The following is a 19063-nucleotide window of genomic DNA, read 5'->3' as shown; positions in this document are numbered from 1 at the left end:
TTCAATCAAAATGAGGTTTTTATTGACAAAAATAACGAATAAATTCTATAATATCGTTGAGTTTAATAATTTAATGACTTATTAATTAATTATTTAGTTAACTATTAAGAGGAGGATTCATATGACAGAAGTATATCGTTCGGAACATCCCAACCCTCAATTTATGAGGGAAAATTGGGTTAATCTTAATGGGGAGTGGGAGTTCGCGTTTGATGACATGAACATGGGGACTACTAACGGTTGGCATACCGGAGCGCAGGAGCTGCCTATGCGCATTCAGGTACCTTTTGCGTTCCAGAGTAAGTTAAGCGGAATTGCCGATCCAACCGTTCATGATACTGTTTGGTATCGCCGGACACTTGAAATTCCGGTAAGCTTTGATGGGAAACGCACGATTCTGCATTTCGGCGCGGTGGACTACGAAGCATCTGTATGGGTAAACGGAGTGCTGGTTGCGACGCATCAAGGCGGGCATACACCATTTCACGCCGATATTACGGAAGCGCTTCAAGAAGAGGGCAACATTATTGTAGTAAAGGCTGTCGACTATAGCCGTGACGTGACATTGCCTCGCGGCAAACAATATTGGCTGGATGAATCCGCCTCGATTTTCTATACGCGTACGACGGGAATTTGGCAGACGGTGTGGATGGAGGCTGTTTCTCCGGTACATATCCAACAAGTTCGTATGATTCCGGATATTGACCGAAACGGCATCGAAGTCCGCACGTTCCTGAATGGCGAATCGGCCGGTCGCGCTCTGTTGCTTCAAGTAGAAATAACATTTGAAGATGAACCGGTTGTCACGGAGGTCTACTCGATTGTAGAGAATCGGTGTACACGATTAATTGGTCTGCCGGATCAATATGATCGTGGATCGAGGAGATGGTGGAGCCCGGAGAACCCGCGCCTGTATAACATCGTGTTTAGTTTGATTGAGGGCGATTCCGTGATCGACAAAACAAGCGGATATTTCGGGATGCGCAAAGTGTCTATCGAAGATGGCAAGCTGTGTCTCAATAATCGACCGTATTTCAGCAAAATGGTGCTGGATCAGGGGTATTTCCCAGACGGTAATCTAACGCCTCCAAGCGATGAAGCAATCCGTAAGGATGTGGAGCTGACCAAAGCGATGGGCTTTAATGGTGTTCGCAAACATCAAAAGCTAGAGGATCCGCGGTTCCTGTATTGGTGCGATAAGCTGGGGCTGGTCGTATGGAGCGAGGCGGCTAATGCCTACCAATTCACGGAGGATTACGTTAGGAAGTTTACCAAAGAGTGGATGGAGTCCGTCGAACGCGACGCCAATCATCCGAGTATTATCGCTTGGGTCCCGCTTAACGAAAGCTGGGGTGTGCCGAACATTCAGGTCGACAAACAGCAGCAGGATCATGCCATGGCGATGTATTATTTGACCAAATCGCTGGATCCTTCGCGTCTCGTAGTGTCGAATGACGGCTGGGAGCTGGTGAAGACGGATTTGTTTAATATCCATGACTACGAATGGAGACGCGAGGTACTAGAGGAGCGGTATAGCACGGTGGAGAATGCCGTACAAGCGATGCCGGCAAATCGCAGACTAGCGGTCGATGGTTATCCCTATGCAGGACAGCCGATTCTAGTCACAGAATTTGGCGGCATCTCTTACAAGAAAAGCGACTGGGACGGATGGGGTTATTCTGGCGCCAATAGCGACGAGGATTTTGAGCAAAAGCTAAACGCAGTCATTGAACCGCTCTTGGGAGCAGATTGTGTTGTTCAAGGGTACTGTTACACGCAATTAACGGATGTTGAGCAGGAGATCAATGGTTTATTGACATACGACCGTGTGCCAAAACTTCCGCTGGAGCTTATCAAGGCGATCAATGATGGAAAACGGTAGATGTTATATGGACGAGCACAGAGTGACAGATTTGTTTAGCAACTAATTGTAACATTAATATCTTGCTCGTAATTGCCGAAGCGTTTGCCAAAGAGGCTGACGCCGCCGGGATGGACGGCATCCTCGGATGATTCGATGCGCAGCAGCAGCTCTTCGCCGGCGGTGATAGGCAACGCCTGGATCGTCACATCCGATAGCTTGATGCCGTCCATATACGTGCCAATATCTGTTACATGCAGTGTCTTCAGCAAGCCATGCTGCGTATTAAATGCCTCCCACCAATGCGGCGTCAGCTTCCCTTTGGTTGAACCAAAGTCGCCTGGCGATGTCCAGGTGCAAAGCTTGACGCCGCCAATCGAGAATGTGATGTCGGATAACCAGTCTTCATCATAGCCAGGCGCTTCGGAACAAATCTCCAGCGAGATCCGCAAGCTGCTGACCGGCTTACGCCCAGTCAAATAATTAGGAATTCGATATTCGACGAATCCGCTGGCGAACCACAGATGTTGGGCATTTACATGCTCCGGCTCAGCGAAATACCGCGGATCATCTCTCATGCCGATCAGCTTGGTTTCTGAAGTGAGCCCGCAGCTTGGTTTCACCTGGTATGCGGAATATTGTCCAATCGGGATGGAACTGGTGAAATGATTATAGGGTTGCTCTATAGCCTCAGATGCTCCAGGGATATTACGGAAGAGCAGTGTTGCTTGATCGATCCGAAGTCTACAAACCTTCTGATTGCCGCGTTTTCCGGCCTTTATTTCGGTCACGAGAATACCTGCTTCTTCTAGTTGACTGACATGTTTGGTTACGATAGCTGATGAGATGCCAAGCCGCTCGGCCATCTCTTTTACATTCAGCTGTTCGTGTTTAAGAAGTTCGATCATATGGATGCGTGTTTTGGAGGCCAGCGCTTCGAACAGAGGCAGATTACTTTGATTGACTTCCAGGTTCATGACGAGAAAGCTCCTTCTTTATAACGATTATGATATCTATTATTATGCCCTCTGATGGTTGGGATTTTCAATTCTCAATTCAACCTGAATTACGAAAGTAGCCTTGTCTAGAAAATAGAAAAAGCGCCCCAATCTTTGGTAGAATGGTGTTTGTCGGAACAACATCACCCAAAGAGAGGAGCACCCATAAGGTGAAGTCTAACACAAAAATCACGAACTTGAAAACGGAATTTTCTATGAGAAATGCAACAAATTTTGCAGGCAGCAAGGTGGTCCTGGCCTTTCTCGAAACAATTGGCTTGGGCGAGGCTTTTCAGACCCTGGGTCTTTCAAAAGCAGCCAATGCTTTATTCCCTACCCATCGCATCCTTCAGTATCTCATAATAGGCTGGTTGCTCGGATGCGAACGTCTCTTTCATTTTAAATTGCTGCAGCAGGATGCTCTTATTCGTCATGCACTTGGCGGCCGCTTGCCTCATCATACGTTATTGAACAAGGAGTTGCTTCGCTTTGGCAAGTCACAGGAATCCTTCTTACCTAACTTGCGCGCGCTCAACTTCGACATCATTGCTCCGGCGCTTCCCGAACGTTCCATTCTCGATTTGGATTCATCCGTAGAAACCGTTTATGGTCATCAACAAGGCGCCGCTGTTGGCGTCAACAGTCATAAGCGAGGACGTAAGAGCTATCATCCCCTTCTCGTCTTTGAAGGACAATCACGGCTTCTCGTTAATGCCATGCTCCGATCAGGTAACACAAGCAGCTCCACGGATGTCCTTCCGTTTGCTGAGCAAACGCTCCAACTGTTGAGTGAACGAAAAATTAGTCATGTCCGATTCGACAAGGGCTTTGGCGGCGAAGACTTTTATGCGTTCTGGGAATTCAAGTCCATCGGCTATGTCGGCAAGCTGAAATGGACGAACCGTCTCGCCGAGCAAGTACATGCATGCGAGCACTGGACTCGTTTCGTCGATGATGAGGATTGGATCATCGAAGGCGTCGTCCTGTATTACAAAGCTACAACTTGGGACAAGACAAGGCGTGTGGCTGTTATTCGTAAGATGCAGCGATATGCGGACGATCATCCTCAGCTTGAACTGGACCTTCTCTGGCAGTATGAAGCAATGGTAACCACTGAGGCGTGGGAGGCCATTGATGTATGGCGCTTCTACAACCAGCGTTGCTGCATGGAGAACTACATCAAGGAAGGCAAAAATGGCTTCGCGATTCATCGTATTCCGACACAGTCGTTTGCTGCCAACGAGATTGACCTTCTGCTTAAGCTTTTGGCTTACAATCTGTTTGAACGTTTCAAACTACAATGCTGCGATCCGATTCATCGATCGTTTACCATCCAACGCTTTCGCAGAGAGTTCATTCATTGTGCAGGCGTGCTCGTACGAAGCGGTCGCCAGTTGACCTTAAAGTTGGCGGAAGCGTTCCAAAACCGATGGGCGTGGCTGCAAATGGAACGAAAAAGTATTTTACTGGAATAATGAATAATCCCATAATTAGTCTTGGAAAATGCCGTTGCCTCTTCATGTGGGGAAGGGGAGTTTGCAGCCTTTTTTCGAGAACAAACCGAATTTCGATAAAATCAATACCCACACATGGAACTTATTCCCTGTTTGTCCCATGTCAAAATCTTAATTCTATAGGCTTTCGTAATTCAGGTTCAAGATAGGTAATGTTTGGATGAACCCCTTATAATGATCTGTCGAGCCGAATCGTATAACGAAGAGGTGATTCGACATGATATCCAAAAAACATTGTTTGTTCTGCACCGAACTGATCTCGGCGGAACGTGACGGCGAGTATATGCGTTATAGCGGGTGTATGTGTGCTCCGCAAAGCTATTACCGAATTAAACACGATGCTTATTCAGCAATTCAGGCTTCTCCATATGAATACAAGAGGCGGCTGCTGCCGATTATTTCGGCATATATTCGCGATTTGGACGATAAAGGCGTACGTGTAATGCTGACAACAGAACAAGTAGAGTTCATTATGATATCGCCGGAAGTGCCCATGACTGCTGAGCAGAAAGAACAACGCCTATTGAGTTATATCTTTGGGCGTTCGGATTCGATTGGTGATTCCGTTAACTTGTATCCGCTCAATCGACATTACAATATTGCATATGCATCCAACTTGCAGGAGCTGGTCTATCTCATCGAGAAAGCACGAGACGCGGGTTGGCTGCTTCGCGAAGGGACTTCATTAACCTTGACGAAAGCTGGTTGGGCTGAGGCGGCTGCAGTATCGGGAGGCGACCGTCTCAAAGATTGTTGTGTGTTGACCGGCAGCGACGAAGTATACTCCATGTGGCTTGCCGAAGTGCCTGCGAGCTTGGAGCAATGCGGGTTCCGCGCTCGTCTGCTTGGTCCAGAACAGCTAAGAAGAATGGAAGCGGGCATAACGGAGTCTCTTGCGACCTGCAAGCTGCTGATCGTAGATGTGACAGGCGCCGGTCCCGCAACTTATTATGCAGCCGGCCATGCCGCAAACGCAGGCGTACAGATTCTATGGACAATACAGAGTGCTGCCACCGAACAGAGCGATGAACTTGCTCAGTGGCTCCGTCTGATACCATGGGACACGACAGCTCAATGGATTGAGCGTGTGAGGGAACGTGTAGCTACATGAGCTCGGATGTCCGAGATGGCGTGTAGTTTGTAATGAGATCGAGGATTCATTAGGTGAGAAGAGTGTAACGAGATTGAGGTATCAGTAGGCGTATAACGAAATGATGTGGATTTTCTCATTTTTTGAATGTTTCAACACATCTCCTCTTTGGTTAAGGATGGATAGGCGCAAGGAACAAAGCCTTTCAATCTTTCACTAATTCACAATTCGAGAGGACGATGATGATGATGATGAACAGACAAACAAAAATGAAAGCTTATAAAACAAACAAAACAAAGCTAATGATTACTGCTACGATGTGCGCAGCACTGCTGTTTGGAGCTACCGCGTGCAATAATGGGAATGACGCCAACGGTAACAGCAACTTGAATGGTACGGAATCTCCGCCGGCTGTAACTGACGAGATGCTTGTACCGACTGAGACGGCAGCGACAGAATGAAACGCTGTTGATTAAGTTATAAACCAAGGATACAGATCCTTATACTCAACCTCCAGCTACTGCTTTCATAAGAGTGTGTTGGAGGTTTTTGTGTCTTCAGTTCAACTTCCACAAATAGGGCTCCAGAGTGCCAAACTGCCCCGTCCGCTGCCATTTTGCTCGTTTGCCCAAATATGAACATAAAAGTGGCGACACAAGGAGGATTCCTTTGCATCGCCACTTCTCGTGTTCTAGTTGTAGTTCGTGCAACAAACGAATGGTCTTTTTTGCCCGCTTAAGTAGTGTTAAAGTAATCAACTCGTTGATGTGGGTTTCTAGAACAGCGGGAACACATACCGGACTAAGAAATACAGGAAACCGAAGAATATGAGTACATATGCGAAGTATTTGATGAACGTCGCAATCACTTTACTCGAATCGGACTTACGCTCAACGTGCCGTTCTTCAATCTCTACATTCTGATGTGGTGAGTTCATTTGCAGTCGCCCCTTTCATGGGTAGATACCTATCAATACCCGGCGTGCAGGAGGCTGAAACACCAATTTAGGCTGTCTTTTGAGCACTTAGATGGTGCCCGATTCAGTAATCTTCACATAAATGATTTTCTCGCTCCCTTTTCGGCTCTTTGTGGTCTATAATACAAGTTAGGCAGAAATTAGAAAGCGGGGCGAGATGCTCATGTCGGACAAAGAAGAGTTGGTTCGGTTCGGAGTCTCTTTTCCGTCTCAGTTAATCGAGCAGTTCGACTCTTTGATTGAGGAACAGGGGTATCAGAATCGCTCCGAGGCTATTCGAGATTTAGCAAGGAAGGCATTGCTGGAACCAACCAAGCTTAAGGGAGACGAGTTTGTGGCAGGCACAATCGTCGTTGTATACGATCATCATGTTAGAGAGCTGCCTGTCGTTCTGATGGACATTCAGCATGATTACCATCATGATATCGTCTCCAATATGCATGTTCATCTAAATCATAATCAGTGTCTGGAGGTCATCGTTGTCCGAGGTCGCATGGCGAGCTTGAGTGAACTTCATACACGGATTCAGATCCAGAAAGGTGTTTCGTACGCTGAGCTGTCCGTTACTTTCGCCGATTCGCATGGGGAGCAGCACAGAGATCACGGACATCATCATAATCCTATTGAGGGACATCGGTAAGTCGGCGGATACTAATACAATTTCGCTAGTTCGCCAGAATGATTAAATCATTTACATAATTCACGATGATGAGAGGAGAGATTCTCTGTGGTGCAAAGTCATGCGAATAAAACATCAGGCAACTCTGCGCAAACGACTAAAGATCGATCAAATTCCAGCGCTAATTCGCCAGCTATCGCCTCTCCACAAAGCGGTCAGCAGACGGACAGGCTTCAGTGGATGCAGCAGAATGCAGGTAATCAGGCAGTTGTTCAGCTGATGGCGAGATCCAGATCCTCAGCCCCAATCCAAAGACAGGGTAGCGGCAGCACTGTCGTTCAGAGTCCTTTGCCACCGACGCCGACGACGGGAGCGACAAGCACGGCGACGACACAATTGCCGACGACGGGAGCGACAAGCACGGCGACGACGCAATTGCCGACGACGGGAGCGACAAGCACGGCGACGACGCAATCACCGACGCCGGCAGCTACGGGCACGGCGACGACGCAATCGCCGACGCCTACATCGACAAGCACGGCGACGACGCAATCGCCGACGACGGGAGCGACAAGCACGGCGACGACGCAATCGCCGACGACGGGAGCGACAAGCACGTCGCCGACGCAATCGCCGACGCCGGGAGCGACAAGCACGTCGCCGACGCAATCGCCGACGCCGGTCGTCCCACCGGCGGTTCCGCCGCGTCCGGTAGGACTCGGGTTGATGCGGCAAAAAGTAATCGAATCCAGGACAGCAGGAACTTTCGGACAAGCTGGAGCATTTGAGGCGGAAGGCACCAAGACGGATAATATTGGCGATACGTCGGAGATTACTACGACTGGCGTTGGCGGCCAATCCGATGTTTATTCCAAAGCGTCAGATGGTCTGAAGACCCAGATAAAAAAAGGAACAGAGGCTGGCCAAGACGTTTCGGCTCAAAAAGAAGAAAAAGCAAAGATCGACCGCGAAAACCAAAAGTTAGGCGTTGCGTCAGGATTATTGGAGCTTGGTTCTGGTATTGTCGGACTGGTCAACATGAAGAAGGCGATTTCGGAGTCCAATAGCAAATCTAAGACTGCGGGAGCCATTTACGGCGGAGTCGAGAGTGCTCAGAAATCGTTCACCGGTGTTGCCAAGGTTGTGAACAACGCCGCCAAGCTTGAAGGAAACGAGGACGGCATTGGTAAGTCGGAAGCCGTAGCGGGGTACGCTGGCAGCGTAGGCGATGCCTTGTCATCGATTAAGAGCGCGTTCTTTATGGTGAAAAATGTATATACCCTGTTCAAAGAATGTTATTCGGAAGAGGGAGTCACGAAAAAAGAAGTGCTCAAAGCGTCGCTTGAGGCACTCCAGAACGGATTGGAAGCGGCGCAATCGGCCGTCAAGACGGTCAAGTCGATCCTTGAAATTCTCGAAGCTGGTGTAGGGAAATTGACGGAAGCGATTCCGGGGATCAGCCTTGCAATCAGCGGTGTTAAGATTACAATAAAAGTGTTTAATATGATGCAATGGCAAGCCTCCAAGGGAAAAATGACCAAAATCAAAGCGGATTTCAAGGAGAAATACGCAAACAGCGCAAGCGGAATGGTGAAGAAAAATAATTATTCCATATTCGGAAAGACTATTCACGAATCAAAAGGCACGGACAAAACGAAGATTGATGATCGGAAACTCGTGCTTCAGAACGTACTTACGAATGCCCTTTCGACACCAGATCAGAAGAAAGCCGCGCAGGACGAGCTGAACGATATCGAGAGCTACGAGCTGGCAAAGGAAATGAAAAATATTAACCAGAAGCGGATGACTCGCGCCGGTATCGAAGCAGGTCTCGAAATGGCCAACATTGCCGGGGATATCGCAACGCTTAGCGGAGCAGGCGCAGCAGTCGGCATCAGCTTGAAAGCCGCGGCCAGCGGAGCGAAGACGGGGATGAGCTTATTCCGCCGGGTCAAGCAATACGGCCGCGACAAAGCAGCCGCTCCGAATGCCTCATCTGCATGGGGCAGTGTGTTTGATGCCGAGAAGTCTTCCGATAAGAAGCATAACAAACGTTCGAAAGATGCCGATCTGATTCTAGATATGGTCTCAAAGCTTCCTGAGCGTACCGATACGGATGATGAGAAGGGACAGTACCAGCGGGTGCTGAACTTCATTGAAGCGACAGGCTGCAGCACGAAGGCGTTATTCCGAGTCAATGGTGATATCGTCAAGCAACGCGAGCTGTTGATGGATTCTATGAAGCAAAGAGACTAATCGATGTTGGAACATGTATGATTTGAATTCGATTCGAGAGATAGATAAGGATGGAGGCTCACAATATGATTTCTGAATTGGAACACGCAAAGCAACTGGCTGAACTTGGTGGATTGCAAGCCGGATTTGCTAAGGAAGGACTGCAGACGGAGCTGATCGAGCGTACGCCAGAAATTCCACTGCATGTATTGCTGATGTCGTTAGGCAAGGATGGTCGCGATCGTGACCGTATCATCAATATGAACTTCTCGCCGCTGCCGGAGTCTGATATCGAGTGGATCAGGCTGTTGCAGCTTTACACAATCGTCCCTTGTGATATTGTGGCAGGTCGAAGAAGCGAGGTTGAAGCTCTGCTGCATGCAGCAAACACGATGCTGCCTCTTGGATACTTCGGCATTAAGGATGATGGAGAAGTGTACGCCCGGTATGTGTACACCGTTCCTTCTTCGCGTACAATATCTGCGGACGAGCTGCTTGAGGTTGTTTCGTTATACCATTACATGCTTGAGCTGTTCGCAGATCGTATCGAAGCCGTTGCGAGCGGGGAGCTTTCGAAGGACGACGCATTAAAGTGGGATGAATAGAAAATAAACCGCTCAACACAACAAAGCTCGTTTTAATATTCGATCGAAAGTTAGATCATAATTAGAAATACAAGAGGTTGTCTCCACAGGCCGTATGCGGACTGGCGAGACAACCTCTTTGTTTGTTTCGGAATGATTCAAGCGGGTTGAAACATCATTTCTAACGTTGTAAATTTAGGATGTCAAATCCATTTTTATGTGCTACACTATTATCGATTCGTAACACGAAAAGGGAGAGATAGAGATGCGCGACGGACAAGAGATGTGGGGAGCACGACATGGATTCATCAAACCAATCATGCTGGCGATCATTATGACTTGTTTATTAGCTGGCTGTACATCGTCTTCTGACAAAGAAGGGGGCGACCAACTGCAGTCGGACAGAAACAAGCTTATTGTCGCAATCGGATCAGAGCCCGAAGATGGATTCGACCCTACGACGGGCTGGGGAAGATATGGCTCACCTTTGTTCCAAAGCACATTGCTCAAGCGAGATGACGATCTGAACATCGTTAACGACTTGGCGGAAAGCTACAGCATAAGCGAGGACGGCTTAACATGGAAAGTCGCGCTGCGCAGCGATGTTACCTTTACAGATGGCGAGCCGCTTACAGCGGAGGATGTCAAATATACGTTCGAGAAGGCTGGCAGCAGCGGAGCAGCAATTGATTTGACGAATTTGAAGGGGATCGAGCTGTCTGGCAATGAGATTGCTTTCAAGCTGGACAAGCCTCAGTCGACGTTCGCAAATGAGCTTGCCAGCATTGGTATCGTGCCTGCCCATGCGCATGGCGCGGATTATGCGAGCCACCCAATCGGTTCAGGGCCGTTCAAGTTGGTGCAATGGGATAGAGGTCAACAATTAATCGTTGAGGCCAACCCTGATTATTATGGTGACAAACCGTCTTTCCAGAGCATTACCTTCTTGTTCTTGAGCGAAGATGCTGCACTTGCTTCAGCTAAAGCCGGTACGGTTGACATGGCGTATATCCCCTCTGCCTATAGCGATCAAAAGGTTGCGGGTATGCGCCTTGAATCGCTCCAGACGGTTGACAATCGGGGCATTGTTTTCCCGATGGTACAGCCAGGCAGCACAACAGAGGAAGGATACCCTATTGGCAATGAAGTGACTGCAGATCTTGCCATACGTCAAGCGATCAATTTGGCGATCGATCGAAACAAGTTGGTTGATGGTATTCTATATGGTTACGGAACGCCAGCCTATTCATCTGCGGACGGACTGCCATGGTGGAACAAAGAAACGGTTATTCAGGACGCCGATGTCGATGGGGCGAAGGCGCTGCTTGCGGCTTCAGGGTGGAATGATTCGAACGGTGACGGCATCGTAGAGAAGGACGGCGTCCAAGCCGCTTTCCCTCTCATTTATCCTTCTGGAGATTCGACGAGACAATCGCTGGCACTTGCTGCATCAGAGATGGTGAAGGAGATCGGAATTAGCATGACAGCAGAAGGGAAGAGCTGGGAAGACATCGAACGCGAGATGCATGCAAGCGCGGTGTTGTTCGGCTGGGGCAGCCATGATCCGTCTGAGCTGTACGCGCTGCATGCTTCCAAGTACGCCGGCGTCGACTATTACAATACCGGCTACTACAAAAACAAAACGGTAGACGACTATATGGAACGAGCGCTTGCCGCGCGAACGAATGAAGAGGCAATGGCAATGTGGCAGCAATCGCAGTGGGACGGCATGACAGGCTCGAGCGCCAAGGGTGATGCGCCATGGGCGTGGCTAGTCAACATTAATCACTTGTATTTGGTCAACGAAGCGCTGGATATTGGAACGCCCCGCATCCAACCGCATGGACATGGTTGGCCGGTTACCGATAATATTGCAAGTTGGAAGTGGAAGGAGCAATAAAAGTGTTTAAAGGCCGGAATTGGACGAAGCATGTTGCAGGTAAAACAATCAAGCTGCTCCTGTTGCTCAGTTTTGTCTGCTTCATGACATTCCTCCTTGTCCATCTATCGCCGATTGATCCAGTACAGGCCTATATCGGAGCTGATCTATTACGTATAGGTCCTGAGCAGAGAGCAGAGATCGCGGCGTATTGGGGACTTGATCAACCATTCATGGAACAATTTCTTCGTTGGGCAGGCAGCTTGCTGCAAGGCGACATGGGGACTTCGATGATTTATCGGGAGCCTGTGTCGTCCATCATTGGGGAGCGTTTTGTGAGCTCCGCCTCTTTGATGGCTTCAGCATGGCTGCTCTCGGGCATCTTAGGATTCGTAGTTGGCGCCATTGCCGCAATCCGCAGGGACACTTGGGTGGACAAAATCTTACAATCCATCTGTTATACAATCGCGTCTACGCCAGCGTTCTGGATCGCGCTGCTCGCGATGACCGTCTTCGCGGTATGGCTAGGCTGGTTCCCGGTGGGTCTCGGCGCTCCTGCCGGAAAGCTGGCGGAAGATGTGACCTTGCTTGACCGGATATATCATATGGCGCTTCCGGCACTTACGTTGTCCTTTGCTGGCATTGCGCCAATCGCACTGCATACACGCGCAAAATTGATCGAAGTTTATGACAGCGACTATGTAATGTTTGCAAGAGCGAGAGGAGAGCGGGGACTGCGTCTATTCCTGCGTCATGGTTTGCGCAACGCCGCACTTCCAGCATTAATGCTTCAGTTCGCTTCCTTTGGCGAGTTATTTGGCGGTGCGGTGCTGGCTGAGCAAGTATTTTCGTATCCTGGGCTTGGACAGGCGACAGTCGAAGCGGGCCTGCGCGGTGATGTTCCTCTGCTTATGGGTCTTGTCATTTGCAGCTCTTTGTTTGTTTTTGCAGGCAATCTGATTGCGGACTATATTCACCTGGGTATCGATCCCAAACGTAGGTTCGCACCGGAGGTGAAAGGATGAACGTTATTAAACGGACAACATCCGGAAGGGGAATCAGCCGAATGAATGGTAGACAGCGGCTGATTCTATCCGCCTTGATAACCGGCATTTTGCTTGCTTGTATTACAATATGCGCCTGGCTTTGGGGCGATAAGGGCTCCAGTGTCCATCTGGATCAACAAGATCTGGGGCCATCCTTCTCTCATCTATTCGGGACAGATTGGCTTGGCAGAGATATGTTCGCACGTACGATGCAGGGACTTGTGCTCAGTGTTGGCGTCGGACTGGCCGGCGCTGCCGGCAGCGCCTTGATCGCCATGATTATGGGTTTATCTGCTGCGTTTCTCGGCAAGTCCGTGGACCGAGTGATCACTTGGCTAATCGATGCTGCGCTCAGCGTGCCTCATCTGGTTATGCTTATTCTCATTGCTTTCGTCTGCGGTGGAGGCATTCAAGGGATTATGATTGGTATTATGTTAACGCATTGGCCGAGCCTGGCGAGGGTTATTCGTGCGGAGGCGCAAAGCGTGATGACGGCCGAATATGTAGCCGTAAGCGGTGGATTCGGTCAATCCCGGTTGTGGATCATGCGTCATCATCTCGTGCCGCATCTCATGCCGCAGCTGTTCATCGGTTTTCTGCTGCTATTCCCCCACGCGGTGCTGCATGAGGCGGCAATTACGTTTATTGGGCTTGGTTTCTCGCCGCATCAGCCGGCGATCGGCATTATTTTGTCCGAGTCGATGCGTTATTTGTCTTCGGGGATGTGGTGGCTGGCTGTGTTCCCAGGAATCGCATTGTTGGTGACGGTACGTGCGTTCGATCGCTTAGGTCACGCGCTGCAGCAATTGATCGATCCCAAACATTCGCGGACGTAGGAGGCTAGAACAGCTATGAACGTATTGGAGATAGAAGCATTGTCCGTCTCGTTTCTAGGGTACGGGTCTGGTACCGGGCGAGTGTCCACGAACGTCATTGAGCGACTGGATCTGACGATTGCGCAGGGGGAAATTGTAGCGGTCGTAGGCGCAAGCGGTTCGGGTAAAAGCCTGCTTGCGCATGCCATCATGGGGATTCTACCGCGTAATGCGACCTACTCAGGGATGATTCGTTTGAACGGTACACAACTTGATAAGAAAGAATGGTCGAGAGTAAGAGGACGGACGCTGTCCTTTCTGCCTCAATCGGTCGGATACTTAAACCCTTTGCTGTCCGTTGGACACCAGCTCAAAGGGCCATTCGATCGTACCGAATCAATGAGCGCTAGACGTGGAATATTGTCCAGACTCGGATTAACTACGGCAGTCGAGAAGTTATACCCGTTCCAGCTCTCAGGCGGAATGACGCGCAAGCTGCTGCTGGCTATGTCTTCGCAACGAGAGGCGAACCTCATCATCGCCGATGAGCCGACTCCTGGCATGGGAGCTGACGATGTAAGTGAAACACTCAAGCACTTCAGTGAGCTGTCTCAAGAAGGGGCGTCTGTCCTTATGATTACACATGATCTGGTATCGGCTGCTACGATCGCGCATCGAATTGTCGTTCTTAAGGACGGTGCAGTTGTCGAAATCGCGCCAGCCGGAAGTTTCTCTGGCGACGGGAGCTTGTTGAAGCATCCTTATAGCCGAGCATTGTGGCAGGCATTGCCGATGAACGGGTTCGGAATTGCCGTGCCGAAGGAGGCGGTCGCGAATGGAGCAAGATAACCTGAGCGGCGAGACTCTCGCTTGGCGTTATGACGGCGGCGAATGGTTGTTCCGCAACTATACGATAAGAATCAAAGCAGGAGAAGTTGTAGGTTTGATGGGTCCTAGCGGCAAGGGGAAATCGACGCTCGGGAAGCTGCTCGCCGGTTATATGCAACCACCTGAAGGGGACGTGACGGTCGCTGGCATGCCCATCCGATCGTTTGGTTACCGTCCTGTTCAGCTGATTCATCAGCATCCCGAGCTTGCTGTAAATCCGCGCTGGACGATCGGGAAGATGCTCGCCGAGGGCTGGATGCCGGATCGTGAGCTGTTAGAGGTTCTAGGTATCGAAGCGAGCTGGCTCAGCCGGTATCCGAACGAGTTGTCCGGTGGACAACTGCAGCGCTGCTGTATCGCTAGAGCGCTTGGACCACGGACACGATTTCTGGTCGCGGACGAAATGACAGTTATGCTGGACGCGATCACGCAGGCCGAGATATGGCGCACGGTGTTGCATATAGCAGAGAGTCGGGGGATCGGTGTGCTTACTATCAGTCACGACCAGCCTTTACTTAACTTGATTTGCGACCGGATCGTCACACTGGATTCTATCCCCCCAAATGCCTGACTAGCCGCATCGTACAAGCTCCGCATTTGTCATGACCTGCATATACATAAAAGACCAAGGTGATGAGAATGTGGAAGGGGCGCGAGAGGATTGAGCAGACGCACGATCAGAATCATTTCGTTAGTGTTGTATGTCCTGTTCGTCATCGTATTAACGATCAGCTCTGTTGGATATTGGAAGGGCTGATAGCAAGACCGACTTAAGAGGTGAGCAAAAAAAGGTTAACCCGCAGCCGATTGCAGCATAAAATCCGGCGGCGAGGTAACCTTTATTTGCGTTTGCGATATTCTTTCGGCACGATACCTTTGGTCTCTCTGAATACGCGTGAGAATGTATTATAAGATCCGTAGCCAACCTCCAAAGCGATCTCGGATACGCTCATCTCGGTGGATACGAGCAGACTGCACGCATGTCGGATGCGCAAATCATGCAGGAAGTGCAGGAAGTTTTGTCCGGTCGTTTCTTTGATGACCTCGCTAATGCGGGAGATACTCATGTTAAATTTGTTGGCGAGATCGCCAAGCGCAAGATCGTCCTGATAATGCTGATGGATATAGTGAATAATCGGCCAAACCGACGAATGCCTGCCAAAGGGATTTTTTTCTGGAAGTTGGTTGAACCCCTCCGTAGTTGTACGATTCATTCGTCGATGACGGTCGAATCGGATGAGCAGTTCCTTCAGGCGCAGCTGCACCATCGTTTGCCGCCAAGGCTCGTTGCTGTTGTATTCCTCATACATATTCTGCACGATGGCTTGGATGCGCGCCCGTTCGTCCCCATGCAGCTGGACAAAAGACGGCGCTCCGCTTGCGTCGATCAGTCCCGCAAGGTTTTCTTGTTGCGCGGTTTCTATGAGCAGATCCATGCTGAACATACAATTGTAGAGAATGAGCTTACTGCCTGGATCCGTAAAGATTTGATGTACCTGATACGGGAGCACGAATGTAAACGTACCCTGTTTCATCGGATGAAGAACTCCGTTAATCGATTCGGACCCCGATCCGTCCACGACGTATGAGAATTCAAGGAAGTCGTGACGATGCGCGCGAAAGCCGGCGTGGAGGGAATTTAGACTAATATGGAGAGGACTCGCCGTATTCATGTTGGGATATGATTTGAGATAGTCTGGAAAGTAGGTCATAACGGATTGAGCGCCTCCGAAAAAATGAGATATATATCGAAATATCGGGACGAAAATCCCTTTCTGCTATTTTATCATAAAAGATGAATAGTTCGGTAAGCGTTTCCTAAGATGACGTTTGCCTATGAGATATCTAGGAGGAAGATGAATAGTGTCGACTAACAAAATCAGAATCGGTATTATTGGAGCAGGAAATATCGGCGGCGTTCATGCCCAATCCTTTTCCTCACTTTCGGGACAATGTGAAGTGACAGTTATAACGGATGCATATTTGCCGCTCGCGGAGGAGAAAGCGAAGTTGTATGGCATTGGCGCAGTTGTAGAGACGCCGGAGGCGTTGATCGAGCGGGCTGATGTCGATGCGGTCGTTATTGGCGTACCGAATCAACATCATGCTCCGCTTGCCATTAGAGCGATCGAAGCAGGCAAACATGTGCTGCTAGAGAAGCCGATGGCGATTAATAGCGACGAAGCTCGTCGCATCTACGAAGCTAGCAAGAAATCTGGCGCGGTCGTTATGATCGCTCACCAAATGCGTTTCGAATCCGTGCCGATGCAGATCAAAGAGCAAGTGGAACGCGGGGAGCTCGGCCAAATCTATACGGCGAAGACAGGCTGGTACAGACGGAAAGGAATTCCGGGCTGGGGAACCTGGTTTACGCGTATGGATCAATCCGGCGGGGGTCCGTTGATCGATATTGGTGTTCATATGTTGGATCTGGCGCTGCATCTGATGGGCAATCCTAAGCCAGTATCGGTATACGGCGCAACTTATGCAGAGTTTGGACCAAAGCGTAAAGGGATCGGAACATGGGGCAAACCTAATTGGGACGGCGTTTATGATGTTGAGGATTTGGCGACTGCACTGATCAAAATGGAAGACGGCAGCACGCTTTCACTTGAAGTGAGCTGGGCTGTTCATATGGACACGGAAAATGCGCCATTCGTCCATCTGATGGGCTCCGAAGGAGGAGCGAGCTACAAAGCTGGCTCCGGCAAATTGCTGACAGAGAAGTTCGACCGTCCAATCGAGACGGCGTTATCCAAGCCGGAAGACGATGCAGGGGAACGTACTCGACTGAGCTGTCATTTCTTGGAATGTATTCGTGAAGGCAAGCAGCCTATTACTTCGGCATTGTCGGGTTACACCAACAATCTGATTCTGGACGCGATCTACGAATCCTCCAGAACAGGCAACGAAGTGAAGCTGAACTGGGACTAAGGTAAGCGAAAGCAGATCTAATTGTTCGCCGCCACAGAGCGGAATTCTAATTGTTCATCGGAGGAATTGCCATGTTGAGAGGGTTAACCGGCGCCGGACTAGGCGCCTTGGAGAATCAGCGTCAGCTAATCGAGCTGGCGGGCCGTAATGGTTTCCAAACGGTGGATATCGATGCACTTTCGTTAGTGAAGGAATATGGTGTAGATGGTGCCAAGGCGCTTCTCGCCGACAATGGCGTTATGATCGGCTCAATCGGTCTGCCTGTTGATTGGCGTGGATCGGAAGATTCCTTCTTACGGGATCTCGAAGGATTAGCTGCTACTGCCGCTGCAGCCAAAGCGCTTGGCTGTACACGCTGCTGCACATATATCCTTCCTTCAACAGACGAGAAGGCCGCGCCGTTCATGGCTGCTGCGACTCGCAAGCTGCGTCTGTGCGCCCAAGTATTAGGCGCTTATGGCATCTCGCTTGGTCTGGAGTTCGTCGGACCACATCATCTGCGCACGGCTTGGGCCAATCCATTCGTATGGACGATGCAAGAGACACTTGACTGGATCGATGCGATCGGTGAGCCGAATGTGGGATTGTTGTTCGATGCTTACCATTGGTATACGAACGGATTGACTGTTGCCGATATCGAGGCGCTTCGTCCAGAACAAATCGTGCATGTCCATATCAACGATGCGAAGGATGTTCCGCTTGAGGAAGTGCTGGATAATGACCGCGTCTACCCTGGCGAAGGTGTTATCGATCTGACTGGCTTCCTTAAGGGCCTGCAAGCGATCGGTTATGCTGGACCAGTCGCGCAAGAAATTTTGTCCAAACAGCCTCCCGCAGGAACGCCCGAAGAGCTCGCTGAACGATCCCAAGCTGCGTTTAATCGCGTTTTCGCAGCAGTTGGACTATAAGCTATAAAAATTGAGATTCCTTCCCGATTTGTTCTTGGGGAGGAATCTTTTTGTTATGGAAATTTTTCGCAGTCGTTATGGATGGGATAAGATGGAGCCTTCCTACAAATAATGAATGGGAAGGAAGGATAGGGATCGGTGTCTGGTTATATGCCAGCCAGGGAGCCGACCCTGAAGGAGGAAATCGAGTGGCGTCCAAAGGTTCAACTACACAATCAGGCTCCGGTTCGTCCAATCAAGCCGGCACTAGCCGCTATCAGAAAATGTCCATGTCTCCCAAAGAATATCAAGCGTATGCCAAAGGCAAAGAACCTCCCCGATCAATATTTGCCAATTGCGTCAAAGCTTTTTTGGTGGGCGGCTTTATCTGTTTTATCGGACAAGGCATCATGGAGCTGTTCATGCATCTGATGGACATGACGCCTGAGCAAGCGGGTAATCCGACCGTAGCGGTGTTAATCTTAATCTCTGTCATTCTGACCAGCCTTGGCGTGTACGACAAGATTGCACAATTCGCAGGCGCGGGATCGGCGGTGCCGGTCACTGGTTTTGCGAATTCGATGTGTTCGGCGGCGCTGGAGCATCGCAGTGAAGGACTTGTGCTTGGAGTAGGCGGCAACATGTTCAAATTGGCCGGAGCTGTTATTGTGTATGGTACTGTCGCGGCCTTTTTTGTAGGCATTGCGCACCTCATTCTGGGTACCGGAGGTCAGTAA

Annotated in this window: 18 protein-coding genes; 15 read left to right on the top strand and 3 right to left on the bottom strand. The window is 49.9% G+C overall.

Annotated elements, in window-relative coordinates:
- Positions 1-121: 121 nt before the first annotated feature.
- Complete coding sequence (locus ACX1C1_RS23365) at positions 122-1882, top strand: glycoside hydrolase family 2 protein (RefSeq protein WP_458954515.1); 1761 nt, start codon at positions 122-124, stop codon at positions 1880-1882.
- A 35-nt stretch (positions 1883-1917) separates the two neighbouring features.
- Here the strand turns inward: ACX1C1_RS23365 and ACX1C1_RS23360 are convergent, their stop codons facing one another.
- Positions 1918-2838, bottom strand: coding sequence for an ArsR/SmtB family transcription factor (locus ACX1C1_RS23360; protein WP_458954514.1), 921 nt, complete (start codon positions 2836-2838; stop codon positions 1918-1920).
- 191 nt (positions 2839-3029) lie between these two features.
- On the opposite strand from ACX1C1_RS23360, the gene ACX1C1_RS23355 reads away from it, so the two are divergent.
- The 3 genes from ACX1C1_RS23355 to ACX1C1_RS23345 all read left to right on the top strand — a co-directional run bounded on the left by ACX1C1_RS23355 (position 3030) and on the right by ACX1C1_RS23345 (position 5924).
- Positions 3030-4334 (top strand): IS1380 family transposase, encoded by a 1305-nt coding sequence (locus tag ACX1C1_RS23355; protein ID WP_458953874.1) that lies wholly within the window; start codon positions 3030-3032, stop codon positions 4332-4334.
- 256 nt (positions 4335-4590) lie between these two features.
- A complete protein-coding gene (locus ACX1C1_RS23350) occupies positions 4591-5484 on the top strand; it encodes a hypothetical protein (RefSeq protein ID WP_458954513.1) in 894 nt (297 codons plus the stop codon).
- A gap of 224 nt (positions 5485-5708) precedes the next feature.
- Positions 5709-5924: a hypothetical protein gene (locus ACX1C1_RS23345; RefSeq protein ID WP_458954512.1), complete on the top strand. Its 216-nt coding sequence runs from the start codon at positions 5709-5711 to the stop codon at positions 5922-5924.
- A 314-nt stretch (positions 5925-6238) separates the two neighbouring features.
- On the opposite strand, the gene ACX1C1_RS23340 is transcribed toward ACX1C1_RS23345, so the two are convergent.
- Entirely contained in the window at positions 6239-6400 is a 162-nt protein-coding gene (locus ACX1C1_RS23340) for a hypothetical protein (RefSeq protein ID WP_458954511.1), read from the bottom strand.
- A 202-nt stretch (positions 6401-6602) separates the two neighbouring features.
- Between ACX1C1_RS23340 and nikR the strand changes: the two genes are divergently transcribed.
- The 8 genes from nikR to ACX1C1_RS23300 all read left to right on the top strand — a co-directional run bounded on the left by nikR (position 6603) and on the right by ACX1C1_RS23300 (position 15076).
- Positions 6603-7079, top strand: a complete 477-nt coding sequence (gene nikR / locus ACX1C1_RS23335; RefSeq protein ID WP_458954510.1) for a nickel-responsive transcriptional regulator NikR — start codon at positions 6603-6605, stop codon at positions 7077-7079.
- Positions 7080-7166: 87 nt separating this feature from the next.
- On the top strand, positions 7167-9314 hold the full coding sequence (locus ACX1C1_RS23330; RefSeq protein ID WP_458954509.1) for a hypothetical protein: 2148 nt from the start codon (positions 7167-7169) through the stop codon (positions 9312-9314).
- Between the two features lie 65 nt (positions 9315-9379).
- Entirely contained in the window at positions 9380-9898 is a 519-nt protein-coding gene (locus ACX1C1_RS23325; RefSeq protein ID WP_458954508.1) for a type III secretion system chaperone family protein, read from the top strand.
- Between the two features lie 298 nt (positions 9899-10196).
- Positions 10197-11777: an ABC transporter substrate-binding protein gene (locus tag ACX1C1_RS23320; RefSeq protein ID WP_458957781.1), complete on the top strand. Its 1581-nt coding sequence runs from the start codon at positions 10197-10199 to the stop codon at positions 11775-11777.
- A 2-nt stretch (positions 11778-11779) separates the two neighbouring features.
- Positions 11780-12781, top strand: a complete 1002-nt coding sequence (locus ACX1C1_RS23315; protein ID WP_458954507.1) for an ABC transporter permease — start codon at positions 11780-11782, stop codon at positions 12779-12781.
- Positions 12778-13638, top strand: coding sequence for an ABC transporter permease (locus tag ACX1C1_RS23310; RefSeq protein ID WP_458954506.1), 861 nt, complete (start codon positions 12778-12780; stop codon positions 13636-13638). The genes ACX1C1_RS23315 and ACX1C1_RS23310 overlap by 4 nt, the downstream gene beginning before the upstream one ends.
- 15 nt (positions 13639-13653) lie before the next feature.
- On the top strand, positions 13654-14466 hold the full coding sequence (locus tag ACX1C1_RS23305) for an ATP-binding cassette domain-containing protein (RefSeq protein ID WP_458954505.1): 813 nt from the start codon (positions 13654-13656) through the stop codon (positions 14464-14466).
- Positions 14453-15076: an ABC transporter ATP-binding protein gene (locus ACX1C1_RS23300; protein WP_458954504.1), complete on the top strand. Its 624-nt coding sequence runs from the start codon at positions 14453-14455 to the stop codon at positions 15074-15076. The genes ACX1C1_RS23305 and ACX1C1_RS23300 overlap by 14 nt, the downstream gene beginning before the upstream one ends.
- Positions 15077-15344: 268 nt before the next feature.
- On the opposite strand, the gene ACX1C1_RS23295 is transcribed toward ACX1C1_RS23300, so the two are convergent.
- Positions 15345-16178: a helix-turn-helix domain-containing protein gene (locus tag ACX1C1_RS23295; protein WP_458957780.1), complete on the bottom strand. Its 834-nt coding sequence runs from the start codon at positions 16176-16178 to the stop codon at positions 15345-15347.
- Positions 16179-16365: 187 nt separating this feature from the next.
- Here ACX1C1_RS23295 and ACX1C1_RS23290 point away from each other — a divergent pair, with 187 nt between their 5' ends.
- The 3 genes from ACX1C1_RS23290 to spoVAC all read left to right on the top strand — a co-directional run bounded on the left by ACX1C1_RS23290 (position 16366) and on the right by spoVAC (position 19063).
- On the top strand, positions 16366-17439 hold the full coding sequence (locus ACX1C1_RS23290) for a Gfo/Idh/MocA family protein (RefSeq protein ID WP_458957779.1): 1074 nt from the start codon (positions 16366-16368) through the stop codon (positions 17437-17439).
- A 71-nt stretch (positions 17440-17510) separates the two neighbouring features.
- Entirely contained in the window at positions 17511-18347 is an 837-nt protein-coding gene (locus tag ACX1C1_RS23285) for a sugar phosphate isomerase/epimerase family protein (protein WP_458954503.1), read from the top strand.
- A 263-nt stretch (positions 18348-18610) separates the two neighbouring features.
- Positions 18611-19063: a stage V sporulation protein AC gene (gene spoVAC / locus ACX1C1_RS23280; RefSeq protein WP_458957778.1), complete on the top strand. Its 453-nt coding sequence runs from the start codon at positions 18611-18613 to the stop codon at positions 19061-19063.

It is taken from the genome of Paenibacillus sp. strain BS8-2, from assembly GCF_054483835.1.
This window is presented reverse-complemented; position numbering and strand designations above follow the sequence as displayed.